The 12,087-nt window shown below is 63.2% G+C and carries 11 protein-coding genes; all 11 read left to right on the top strand.

Translation table 11 applies throughout. The features are described 5' to 3' along the window. Nucleotides 1-85 precede the first annotated feature (85 nt). The 11 genes from pal to ACE3OA_RS16315 all read left to right on the top strand — a co-directional run bounded on the left by pal (nucleotide 86) and on the right by ACE3OA_RS16315 (nucleotide 12,051). Nucleotides 86-607 carry a peptidoglycan-associated lipoprotein Pal gene (pal, locus tag ACE3OA_RS16365; protein WP_374312628.1) on the top strand — a complete coding sequence of 174 codons (522 nt, stop codon included), beginning with the start codon at nucleotides 86-88 and terminating at the stop codon, nucleotides 605-607. Nucleotides 608-811: 204 nt separating this feature from the next. After that, nucleotides 812-1,756: a tol-pal system protein YbgF gene (gene ybgF, locus ACE3OA_RS16360; RefSeq protein WP_374312626.1), complete on the top strand. Its 945-nt coding sequence runs from the start codon at nucleotides 812-814 to the stop codon at nucleotides 1,754-1,756. Between the two features lie 48 nt (nucleotides 1,757-1,804). Further along, nucleotides 1,805-3,094, top strand: a complete 1,290-nt coding sequence (gene tilS, locus ACE3OA_RS16355; RefSeq protein WP_374312624.1) for a tRNA lysidine(34) synthetase TilS — start codon at nucleotides 1,805-1,807, stop codon at nucleotides 3,092-3,094. Between the two features lie 91 nt (nucleotides 3,095-3,185). Then, nucleotides 3,186-5,123 carry an ATP-dependent zinc metalloprotease FtsH gene (gene ftsH / locus ACE3OA_RS16350; protein ID WP_374312622.1) on the top strand — a complete coding sequence of 646 codons (1,938 nt, stop codon included), beginning with the start codon at nucleotides 3,186-3,188 and terminating at the stop codon, nucleotides 5,121-5,123. Nucleotides 5,124-5,211: 88 nt separating this feature from the next. Further along, complete coding sequence (gene folP, locus ACE3OA_RS16345; protein ID WP_374312620.1) at nucleotides 5,212-6,246, top strand: dihydropteroate synthase; 1,035 nt, start codon at nucleotides 5,212-5,214, stop codon at nucleotides 6,244-6,246. Nucleotides 6,247-6,318: 72 nt separating this feature from the next. After that, on the top strand, nucleotides 6,319-7,686 hold the full coding sequence (gene glmM / locus ACE3OA_RS16340) for a phosphoglucosamine mutase (RefSeq protein ID WP_374312618.1): 1,368 nt from the start codon (nucleotides 6,319-6,321) through the stop codon (nucleotides 7,684-7,686). Between the two features lie 44 nt (nucleotides 7,687-7,730). Then, complete coding sequence (gloA, locus tag ACE3OA_RS16335; RefSeq protein ID WP_374312616.1) at nucleotides 7,731-8,120, top strand: lactoylglutathione lyase; 390 nt, start codon at nucleotides 7,731-7,733, stop codon at nucleotides 8,118-8,120. 165 nt (nucleotides 8,121-8,285) lie between these two features. Further along, on the top strand, nucleotides 8,286-9,896 hold the full coding sequence (locus ACE3OA_RS16330; protein WP_374312615.1) for a methyl-accepting chemotaxis protein: 1,611 nt from the start codon (nucleotides 8,286-8,288) through the stop codon (nucleotides 9,894-9,896). A gap of 118 nt (nucleotides 9,897-10,014) precedes the next feature. After that, nucleotides 10,015-10,671 carry a GNAT family N-acetyltransferase gene (locus ACE3OA_RS16325; protein ID WP_374312613.1) on the top strand — a complete coding sequence of 219 codons (657 nt, stop codon included), beginning with the start codon at nucleotides 10,015-10,017 and terminating at the stop codon, nucleotides 10,669-10,671. A 13-nt stretch (nucleotides 10,672-10,684) separates the two neighbouring features. Further along, entirely contained in the window at nucleotides 10,685-11,602 is a 918-nt protein-coding gene (locus ACE3OA_RS16320) for a DMT family transporter (protein WP_374312611.1), read from the top strand. After that, nucleotides 11,599-12,051 carry a GNAT family N-acetyltransferase gene (locus ACE3OA_RS16315; RefSeq protein ID WP_374312609.1) on the top strand — a complete coding sequence of 151 codons (453 nt, stop codon included), beginning with the start codon at nucleotides 11,599-11,601 and terminating at the stop codon, nucleotides 12,049-12,051. Before ACE3OA_RS16320 ends, ACE3OA_RS16315 begins: the two co-directional genes overlap by 4 nt. Nucleotides 12,052-12,087: the final 36 nt, after the last annotated feature.

Below are 12,087 nucleotides of genomic sequence, written 5' to 3'. Positions count from 1 at the left end.
TTCGCGCGATTTCTGCCGCAATCCAGCCCAACTTGCCGTCGAGTTTACCTCTGTTGTTGTTTTTCAACCTAAAGAGGGGACTCCCATGCAACTCACAAGTGACCGCAGCCGGCAGATGGCCGCGATCATGTTCGCCTCACTGATGCTGCACGCTTGCGGCACCACCGACGCAAACCATCAGGCAGCAAACACCGCGCCCGCAACCACCGGGGGCGATCCGGCCGCGACGGACATGACCGCCTCGCAACTATCGGCAGACGAGATCTTCAACACGCAAATTGGCAATGCGGTGCTGTTCGCGACCGATGCGCATGACCTTTCCTCCGAAGCGCAGGCCGTCCTGCAGCGACAGGCACAGTGGCTGCTGCGGAACCCGGCGCGTACGGCGGTGGTCGAAGGACATGCCGACGAGCGTGGGACACGCGAATACAATCTGGCCCTGGGCGAGCGACGGGCGGAATCCACCCGTGCCTACCTCATTGCGCTAGGCGTGGATGCCGCGCGCCTACAGACGACGTCCTTCGGCAAGGAGCAGCCGCTCTGCGGGGAGGCCACTGAAGACTGCTGGCAGCGGAACCGTCGTGCCGTGACGGCGTTGAATCCTTGATTTCCGCCGTTTCCGGGGCGAATCCAGCCTGGGCAAGCGATTGCCCAGGCTTGCTTTTCACCGAGTCCCTTTGGCATTGTCAGCTCGCAATTTTGTGACCGGGCTGGCCCGGCTGCGCCACAATTCTGCCCGGATCGGCGTTGACCATGGACAATGCCGGCATCGGGGCCGAAACCGGGATGACGAGTGATGAGGATGAGCCGCGTGACATTTGCAAATGGAATGAAGATTGCCGCCGTGGCGGGCCTGCTGGCTTTGGCGCCGATGGCGTCTGTCCAGGCTGACGAGGTCGACGATCTCCGCGCCGAACTGCTGCAATTGAAACAGCAGGTCACCTTCCTCGAGAATCAGATGCCCAAGGGCGGTGGCGCGGTCGCCGGCGGTGGCACGGTCGCCGCGCAGAACGAGGTCCGCTTCCAGCAATACGACCAGCAGATGAGCCAGCTCACCGGGCAGATCGAGCAGCTGGAACTCAAGATCAACGATATCGCCGACAAATTCGACCGCATGCAGAAAGACACCGAGTTCCGCCTGAGCGAGCTGGAGCGCCAGAGCGCCGGTGGCGGCGCGGTGCCGCCAGTCGCGGGCGCCGATACCGACGCGGCAGCCCCCGCCCAGGTCGATCCGGGTGCGCCGCCGCAACCGACCGAGCCCGGGGTCATGGGGACCTTGTCCAACGACCAGATGCAGAACCTGCCGCAGGCGCCCGCAGGTGCTGCCCAGCAGGCTGCGACAAGTGCCGCCGGCTCCGTCGTCCTGCCGGGGAACACCCCGCAGGAACAGTATGATTATGCAACGGGCCTCGTGCAGCGCGGTGCCTATCCCGAGGCTGAGATCGCGCTCAAATCCTTCGTCGCCGAGCATCCGAAGGATCCGCTTGCCGGCAACGCACAGTATTGGCTGGGCGAAACCTATTACGTCCGCAGTGATTTCAAGAACGCGGCCGTGGCCTTTGCCGAGGGCTACCAGAAGTATCCGAAGAGCGCCAAGTCGGCCGACAATCTCCTGAAGCTCGGCATGTCGTTGGGCCAGACCGGGCGCAATCCGGATGCCTGCACGGCCTTCCGCCAGCTCGACAAGCAGTTCCCGGATGCTTCGCAGGCGATCAAGGACCGCGCCGCCCGCGCCAAGCAGCGCTATAAGTGCTGACCAGATCGGCAAAGGATTGCACCGCTTGGGGATAAGCCGGCAGCATCGTTGAACGAACCCGACTTCGCCGGCCTGATGGATGCCTGCGGGCCGTTCGAGCGCAACCCGCATGTTGCCGTTGCGGTGTCGGGCGGGGCTGACAGCCTCGCCCTCATGCACCTCCTCAAAGCCTGGACGGTTGCGCGGCAAGGGCGCCTTACGGCGCTCACCGTGGACCATGGCCTGCGCCCGGATTCCGCTGCCGAGGCGCAGACGGTCGCCGGTTGGGCCAAGGCCGCGGGGATTAAGCACCACATCCTGAATTGGACTGGCGACAAGCCGCAAAGCGGCCTGCAAGCGGCCGCCCGCGATGCGCGTTACGGCCTGCTCGGCGCGTGGTGCCGCGCCGCCCATGTGCTGCATCTGGCGACGGCACATCAACTGGACGATCAGCGGGAAACCGTCGCCATGCGGCAGGCCCGTGGTGGGGGCGATCAGACTGGTCTTGCCGGGATGAGCCTCATCACCAACCGCGAGGGTGTCCGCCTGTTTCGCCCGCTGCTGGGCGTTCCGGCTGCCGATCTGCGCCGATTTTTGACCGCCTTAGGGGCGAACTGGATCGAGGATCCCTCCAACCGGCAGGAGCGCTTTGAGCGTATCCGCTGGCGCCAGGGCCTGGAAGGGCCCTTGCCGACGCCGGCCGAAATCCGCAACTGGGGCAAGCAGCGTGCGCGTGACGAAGAGGCAATGGTCGACCTCCTGATGCGCTCGGCCGATATCCGCCCGGCGGGCCATGTGCTCGTCGATCTTGACGTCTGGCAGGCAGCTCCCGGCCGATTGCTGGCGCCGGCGTTGTGGCGGTTGATGGCAACCGTCTCGGGGCGGGACTATCCGCCGGCCCGTGCGCCCCTGGACCGCGCTTTGAAAAATCTACTTACCGGGGGGAGTGTCGCAAGTCTGGGCGGAACCCTGATAGGCCGCTGGCAGGGAAAAGGGTTGATCTGCCGGGAGGCGGGTGCCGTAACTGAGGCGCTGAGGACCAGCGGTCTTTGGGATTGTCGCTTTCAGGTGGAGTGGACGCGTAGTGAGGCCGGGGGGCTGGTCAGCGCTTTGGGTGAGGTTGGCGTGGCCGAGATCGGGCAAAGTGGCCTTCTCCGTCAATCCAGTGTGGATATTCCGCCGCTGGCGCGACCGGCTTTGCCGGCGGTTCGGGATGCGACAGGTCGTCTCATCTTCGTGCCATATCTGGGTTTCGACCCATATGGGCGAGGACAGGACGCCCAATTCCGCTTTTTGCCCCGAAATTCAGCAACATCAAGCGGCTTTACAGTTGCGTATGGGTGGCCGCACACTATTTAACTACAGATAGAGCGTCTGGTTTAAAGCCGCGGGCAGCGTCCGATTGAGGCAGCCACCCGGGTCCCCAACCGACCTTGCGACCTTATGAGGGATGAAGATTGTGAATTGGGGTAAAAACCTGATGATCTGGGTGGCGATCGGCCTGTTGCTGGTCGTCCTGTTCCATATGTTCGGCGACGCGACCTCGCGGAACGCTCAGACCCAGATGGCCTATTCGTCTTTCCTCGCCAAGGTGAATGAGGGGTCGGTCAGCGACGTCACCATCCGTGGACCCGACATCACCGGTCATACGACTGATGGCCAGGCCTTCTCCACTTACGCGCCGGACGATCCGAAGCTGGTCGAGAACCTGACCGCCAAGGGCGTCGAGATCAAAGCGGCTCCGCAGGATGACGGCATGAGCCCGCTGATGGCGCTCCTTATCAATTGGGCGCCGCTGATCATCATCGTCGGCATCTGGATCTTTTTCATGCGCCAGATGCAAGGCCAGGGCGGCAAGGCCATGGGCTTCGGCAAATCGCGCGCCAAGCTCCTCACCGAGCGCACCGGTCGCGTCACCTTCGACGACGTCGCCGGCATCGAAGAAGCCAAGGGCGAGCTCGAAGAAATCGTCGAATTCCTGAAGGACCCGCAGAAGTTCCAGCGTTTGGGCGGCAAGATTCCGAAGGGTTGCTTGCTCGTCGGCCCTCCGGGTACCGGTAAGACGCTGCTCGCCCGCGCCATCGCCGGCGAAGCCAATGTGCCGTTCTTCACAATTTCCGGTTCGGACTTCGTCGAAATGTTCGTCGGCGTCGGCGCCAGCCGGGTGCGCGACATGTTCGAGCAGGGCAAGAAGAACGCGCCTTGCATCATCTTCATTGACGAAATCGATGCGGTCGGCCGCCATCGCGGCGCTGGCCTCGGCGGCGGCAATGACGAGCGCGAGCAGACCTTGAACCAGATGCTGGTCGAAATGGACGGCTTCGATGCCAATGAAGGCGTCATCATCATCGCCGCCACCAACCGTCCGGACGTGCTCGATCCGGCGTTGCTGCGCCCGGGCCGTTTCGACCGCCAGATCACCGTGCCGAACCCCGACATCAACGGGCGCGACCAGATTCTGAAGGTCCATATGCGGAAAGTGCCGCTGGGGCCGGATGTGGATTCCCGCGTCATCGCCCGTGGCACGCCCGGCTTCTCCGGTGCCGACCTCGCCAACCTCGTCAACGAGGCGGCGCTGATGGCGGCCCGCTTTGGTAAGCGCGTTGTCACCATGGCCGATTTCGAGCAGGCCAAGGACCGCGTCATGATGGGCAGCGAACGCCGCTCGATGGTCATGACGCCGGAAGAGAAACTGGCCACCGCCTATCACGAGGCTGGCCATGCGATCATCAATCTGGAAGTGCCGGAAGCTGATCCGCTGCACAAGGTGACGATCATCCCGCGCGGCCGCGCGCTGGGTTTGACCATGTCGCTGCCGGAGAAGGACCGCTACAGCCTCTCGAAGACCTGGATGGAGAGCCGCATCGCCATCTGCTTCGGCGGCCGAATTGCCGAGCAGTTGATCTATGGCGAAGAGCATCTCAATTCCGGTGCCTCGAATGACATCCTGCAAGCAACCGAAATGGCGCGCCGGATGGTGACTGAGTTCGGCATGAGCGAGAAGCTGGGGCCGCTGCGGTATTCGGAAGGCGAGCAGGAAGTGTTCCTGGGCTATTCGATGGGTCAGCAGCGCAAGAGCATGTCGGATGAGACGACCAAGCTGATCGACCAGGAAGTGCGGCGCATCGTCGAGACGGGCGAGAAGAAGGCGCGCGAATTGCTGACACATCACCTTGAAGGCCTGCACACGGTCGCCAAGGCGTTGGTCGAGTTCGAGACGCTGACCGGCGAGGAAGTCCGTGCCCTGTTGAACGGTGAGACGATCCGCCAGGATACGGGCCAGGGCGGCAGTGCCGCAGCGACCATCAAGCCGCGTTCCTCGATCCCGACCAGTGGCGGCACCATTGCGCGCCCGGGCTTCGAGCCGAAGCCGCAACCTGGTGCCTGAACCGCATCGGTTGGGTGTTGAAGACTGTTCCGAAGCCCCGCCTCGTCAGCGGGGCTTCTGGTATCTGCGAGACTGATTGGGGTTTTCGATGACGGGGTTGTATCTCATTCCCACGGCGATGCTGGCCGGATCGGCGGCTCAGCGCGCCATTGCGGCCGGTATCGCGCTGCCTCTGGCCGGTGGTCCCGTAGCCTTCGCCGCTGCGGAGCAGGCCACCCGCGGCGCCGATGGAACAGGTATCCGGCGACCCCTGCCGCTGGCGGAAGTGCCGGAGGCACAGCTGACCGCCTTCACGACTGCACCACAGCCCTGGGCGGGCTTCGACCTCAAGCGCGCGCTCATCATGGGTATCGTTAATGTGACTCCTGACAGTTTCTCCGACGGCGGCGACTATGCCGAAACCGGTGCTGCCGTGGCGCGCGCTATCGCCCTGGCCGAAACCGGCGCGGATATCCTTGATATAGGCGGTGAATCGACCCGGCCCGGTTCGGCGCCGGTATCCGCCGATGAGGAGATGCGCCGGGTGGTGCCTGTCATTCAGGCTCTTGCGGAACGGGGGCTCTGTGTTTCCGTCGATACGCGGCACGCTGTCGTGATGGCGGCGGCGGTCGCTGCCGGCGCTCGGATCATCAACGATGTTACCGCGCTGACCGGCGATCCTGAGAGCGAGCGCATCGCTGCCAATTCCGGCGCTGCCATCGTCTTGATGCATATGCTGGGCGAACCGCAGACCATGCAGGCCGATCCGGTCTATGCGGACACGACGCTGGATCTAATCGACTATTTCGCCGAACGCCTGGCCCGGCTGGATGCTCTCGGTATCGACCGCGGCCGCATCTCGCTGGATCCCGGGATCGGCTTCGGCAAGAAGGACCCTCACAACCTGCTGCTTCTGAATGAGCTTGCGGCGTTCCACGGTTTTGGTTGCCCGATCACGCTGGGCGTCTCGCGCAAGAGCTTCATCGGACGCCTGTCCCGGGGCGAACCGCCAAAGGAGCGTTTGGCGGGGTCTGTGACGGTGGCAGCCGTGGGGCTCGCCCAGGGCGCACAGATCGTCCGGGTGCATGATGTGCCGGAAACCTTCCAGATGCGGGCCATGATCGAGGCCTTGCGGTACGCCTGAGGGCGCGTTTGCTATAGGGGGAGGAGGGGGTAAAATGCCGGACTCGGCAAGGATTCCAGGATCGGACGGACTATGACCCGCAAATTGTTTGGCACGGATGGGATGCGCGGTTTGGCCAATGCCGAACCCATCACGGCAATGACCGCCCTGCGCCTCGCCCTGGCGGCGGGCGCGCATTTCACCCGTGGCGGGCATCGGCACCGGGTCATCATCGGCAAGGATACACGTTTGTCCGGTTACATGCTGGAAACCGCGCTGACCTCCGGTTTCCTGTCCATGGGGATGGACGTGATGCTGCTGGGGCCGCTGCCGACCCCGGCCGTGGCGATGCTGACGCGCTCGATGCGGGCCGATCTCGGTGTCATGATCTCCGCGTCGCACAATCCATATGAAGACAACGGCATCAAGCTGTTCGGGCCCGATGGTTTCAAGCTATCGGACGATATCGAGGCGGAGATCGAGGGGCGGGTGCTCGGCACGGGGTTTGAGCCTGTACTGCAAGGCAATCTGGCGCCGTCGGCTCAGCTCGGCCGCGCCAAGCGCATCGACGATGCCCAAGGGCGCTACATAGAATTCGTCAAGTCCAGTTTCCCCAAGGGCCTCAGTCTGGAAGGTTTGCGCGTCGTCGTCGATTGCGCCAATGGCGCCGCCTACAAGGTTGCACCCACGGTCTTGTGGGAGCTTGGTGCCGATGTCGTTGCCATCGCCAATGAGCCAGACGGTACCAACATCAATGCCGGCTGCGGCGCCGTTCACACCGAGCGCCTGTGCGAACAGGTGAAAGCCAGCGGCGCGCATCTTGGCATTGCGCTGGACGGCGATGCGGACCGCGTGATCGTCGTCGACGAAACGGGCACCGTCATTGATGGCGACCAGTTGATGGCGTTGATCGCCGAAAGCTGGCAGAGCGCCGGCCGGCTCGCGGGGGAAGGCATTGCTGCAACGGTCATGTCGAATCTGGGCCTGGAGCGGCATCTGCAGAATCTCGGCCTCAAATTGCACCGGACCGCAGTCGGCGATCGATATGTCGTGGAGGCGATGCGCCGCCTCAACATCAATATCGGCGGTGAGCAATCGGGCCATATCATCCTCAGCGATTTTGCGACGACCGGTGACGGCCTCATCGCTGCGCTGCAGATCCTGGCGGTCCTCATTCGCGCCGACCGGCCGGCGAGTGAGGCGGGCAGGGTGTTCACGCCGCTGCCGCAGCTTCTTAAGAACGTCCGCTACCAGCCGGGGCAAACGCCGCCGCTGGAACAGGTCAAGGTGAAGGACGCCATTGCCGCCGGCGAAGCGGCGCTGAACGGCAGCGGTCGGCTGCTCATTCGCAAATCAGGGACCGAGCCGCTCATCCGTGTGATGGCCGAAGGTGAGGACAAGGCGCTTATTGCCCGTGTCGTGGATGACATCGTCGGCGCTGTCGAGGCTGCGACCCGTTAGATACAGAGATTTGAAACCTAGGTTACCAAGGCAGAGGACAAAGCATGTCGAACCGTTTGCTGCACACCATGATCCGCGTCATGGATCTCGATAAGTCGATCGACTTCTACACCCGTCATCTCGGCATGAAGCTGTTGCGGCGCAAGGATTATCCGTCGGGCGAGTTCACGCTGGCCTTTGTCGGGTATGGTGACGAGGATGACCATAGCGTCATTGAACTCACCCACAATTGGGGCCGCAAGGAACCGTATGAGATCGGCACGGCCTTTGGCCATCTCGCCATCGGTGTCGAGGATATTTATGGGACCTGCGACAAGCTGGCCAAGGAAGGCGTGAAAATCCCACGTCCAGCCGGCCCGATGGCGCATGGCGGGTCGGTTATTGCCTTCGTCGAAGACCCCGACGGCTACAAAGTCGAACTCGTGCAGAAGTAATCGATCATTAAGCATAGTTTTGCGGGAGGGCGGCCATCGGCCGCCCTTCTTGCTTTTTGGGGTAGCGCTATTTGATCTAAGTCATGTTTCCTTAATAGCGCAGCGACTACGCTGAGACGGGATTAAGCTGTTCAACTGTATTGAAAAGCGCGGAAACCGAAGCCGATGAAGATTTCGACGAGATTGTTGCTGCACGGGTTGGCCAACATCATCGTGGCGACCGGCCTCATGGCGATAGTTGTTCTTTATGTCGTCTATCAGGGCAGTATGCGCCAGCTGGCACAGGTCAACGAAGCAGCTCGCAACCACATCGAAACCTCGCTGCACGATCTGGAAGGCAAACAGGCGGCGCCGACCGCCGAATGGCTTACGGCGCTCTCACGCGATGTCGGTGGCGATGTCAGTATATGGCGGGATGGCAAGCTCCTCGCCAGCAGCCTCACCGATGCCCGGGTTCGCGAGGATGTCGACCGGGTTGCGACCGCGGCCGAGACAAAGGCGGCCGTCGCTCAATCGCAGATCTACGAGGTGCCACCGGCTCTAGTGCTGCCGCTCTCTGATATCCACCTGACGTCCATCTCCCAGATCGGCGCGGACACCGTCGCGATCTCGCGGCGATCTGATGTTTTTCTGGGCACCTTCATCGATCTTCTGGTCGCATTCTGCCTGCTCGGTGTCGGCGGTGCGGTGCTCTCCGGCGTCGGCCTGTTCTGGTCGGTGCGCCATTCACTGAGTCCTCTATTGCGCCTATCCGACAGCATGACGGCTTTGGCGCAGGATCGCCTCGATGTCGACGTGCCGGCAAAGGACCGGAATGACGAGGTCGGCCTCATGGCCCGGGCTGTCCAAGTGTTCAAGGAAATGGCGTTGAAGCGGCGCGAGTTGGAGACCGAGCAAAGTTCCTTGCGTGAACAGGCATCCAGCGAGCGGCGCAAGGCGATGCTCACCTTGGCCGGCAGGCTGGAAGGTGAAGTGCAGCAGGCGGTGGAAGGGCTGCGGGCGGCGGCCGCCCTGCTTGGAAAGACAGCGGCGACACTTGATCATTCCGCACATGTTGCCGCCGACCAGGCGAAGGAAGCAACCGACGCGGTGGTCGAGGCCGAGGCGGACGCGCACAAGGTTTCATCCTCGGCCGACGAGCTTTCCCATGCCATCAGGGCTATCACGGAAAATGTCGAGTCGGCGCGTGACCGGGTGCAGAAGGCGGTGACGGTTGCCGACCGCACCAACAACACCGTTTCTCAATTGCATGTCGCGGCTCAGCAGATCGGTGAGATTGTGACTCTGATCAGCGAGATCGCCGGCAGCACGAATCTTCTGGCACTCAATGCGACGATCGAGGCAGCGCGGGCGGGTGAGGCCGGAAAGGGCTTCTCCGTGGTGGCGTCCGAGGTCAAAAGCCTCGCGAACCAGACCGCGCGTGCGACGGAAGATATTACGCGGCAGATCGGCGACATCCGACGCTCGGCCGAGGAATCTGCCGAGGCCATCGGTGCCATCCAGGCCAGCATGCACGAGACGAGTGCGGCCACCAGCAGCATCACCGAGGCCGTCGAGCGCCAAGAAGCCTCCACGCAAAGCATGGCCGGCAATATCCGGCACATGGTCGATGGGACCAAACGTGTCAGCGGCAGCATTACCGACGTGCGGGCGATCGTCGGGGAGACCAGCGGCGTTGCGCGGCAGATGCTCGATATGGCCGCCGACATGGAAAAGAAGGTCCAGTCGCTGGACGGTGCGGTGCGGCAGGTCCTGCTGGAGTTGCGGGCCGGCTGAGCTGCGCCCAAGAGGCAGCCGACAAAGTGGTATGCCAAAATATTCGAAAGTGGTACTTTATATAGAACCACTTTGATGGCACATCGCGGCGGTCACATAATCGTCGGGAACTTGCCCAATGGACCTCTCGCAATGGAAGGGCGCACCGCGCCCTGAACGTATTTCTCTCGAAGGCAGCTATGCCTTGCTGGAACCGCTGGATCCGGCACGCTACGGGCCCGATCTCTTCGCCTCGGCGCAGGCGCCGGGGGCAGAGGATCGATTCCGCTATCTCTTCGAAGAAGCGCCCGGCGATGCGGCGGCCTTCAAGACCTGGATCGACAAGGCCGCAGCCGGGACCGATCCTTTCTTCTACGCGGTCATCGACAAGAAGACCGGCCGGGCCGAAGGGCGCCAGTCGTTGATGCGCATCGATACGGTGCATGGAGTGATCGAGATCGGCAACATCCTGTGGGGGCCGGCCATCGCCCACAGCCGTGTCGCGACCGAGGCGCTGTTTCTCTTTGCCCGCCACGCCTTCGACCTCGGCTATCGGCGCTTCGAGTGGAAGTGCAACAATCTCAATGAGCCGTCGAAGCGCGCGGCCGAACGCTTCGGCTTCAGTTTCGAAGGCATCTTCCGCCAGCACATGGTGGTCAAGGGCAAGAACCGCGACACGGCTTGGTTCGCGATCATCGACCGGGATTGGCCGCGCCTCAAGGCCGGCTATGAAGCGTGGCTCAGCCCTGAGAACTTCGACGCAGCCGGCCAGCAGCGCCACAAGCTAACCTTCTGACGGTGGCGGCTTGATGGAGAAGGCGCACGGCGAGCGGGGCGCCCGTGTCACGCTGGCATTGGTGACGCTCATCTGGGGCCTCAACTGGCCGTCGGCGAAGTTCGGCCTGCAGGATTTCTCGCCCTGGACCTTTCGCACGATCTGCTTTGGTGTCGGCACCGCGATCCTGATGGCTGTCGCGCGCCATCGCGGCATCAGCCTGCGGATCGGCTCAGGTGCGGATCGCTGGCATCTGGCGATCGCGGGCTTGCTCAGCATCGGCGGGTTCGGCGTGCTCGCAGCCTTCGCGCAGCTTGCCACCACGACCAGCCGGACGGCCATCTGCGCCTATACGATGCCGATCTGGGCGAGCGTCCTTGCCACTCTCGTGCTGGGCGAAAGGCTCGACCGCCGCCGCGGCGCGGCACTGGTGCTCGGGATTGTCGGGCTCATCATCCTCTTCTGGCCGCTGCTAGAGGATGGCGTGCCGGTGGGAGCCGTCTATGCACTGGGATCGGCCGTCAGTTGGGCCGCCGGGACCGTCTATCTCAAATGGGCGCGGATCGACGCGCATCCGCTGGCGATCACGGCCTGGCAGCTGGTGGTGGGAACGATTGCCGTCGCCGCCGGCTTCTGCCTTACCGGTTTCGAGATCGGCGACATCCGCCATTGGTCGTCGCTTGCCGGGCTCTGTTACAGCACGTTCGTCGGCACGGCGCTGGCCTATCTGCTGTGGTTCCAATCCGTCGCGCGATTGCCGGCGAGCGTCGTGGGGCTCGGCACGTTGCTGGTCCCGGTCATCGGCGTCATCGCCGCCGTGATACTCCTCGGCGACCGGCCGACCGTCGCCGACAGCGTCGGCTTCGTTCTCATCTTCATCGCCGCACTCTGTGCACTCGGTGGCGGCAACAAACCCATCAGCCATTCACTCGCGGAAGGAAATCCGGCATGACAGCTCCCGATATCGCCATTCGACCCTTGCGGCGCGAAGATCACGCGGCCTGGATGCCGCTGTGGCGCGGCTACCAGGAATTCTACAAGGTCGACATCGCGCCGGAAGTCACCGCCGTCACGTTCGACCGGTTGCTCGATCCGGCGGAACCGATGGCGGGGGCGCTCGCCTGGCAGGGGGAACGCGCGGTGGGCATGGTGCACCATATCCGCCATCGCTCCTGCTGGACGGTGGGCGATTATTGCTATCTCCAGGACCTCTTTACGGCCGCCGACATCCGCGGCGCCGGCATCGGGCGCAAGCTCATCGAATATGTCTACGATATCGCCAAGCAGCAGGGTTGTTCGCGCGTCTATTGGCTGACGCATGAATCAAACGAGGTGGCGATGAAGCTCTATGACCGGATCGCGGACAAGTCCGGCTTTATCCAGTACCGCCGCATTCTTTAGGGTGAGACGAAAAAGAAGGGGCGGCGCCTTGCGGTG

Source organism: Dongia sp., from assembly GCF_041906375.1.
In the GTDB taxonomy this organism is placed as follows: domain Bacteria; phylum Pseudomonadota; class Alphaproteobacteria; order Dongiales; family Dongiaceae; genus Dongia.
This window is presented reverse-complemented; position numbering and strand designations above follow the sequence as displayed.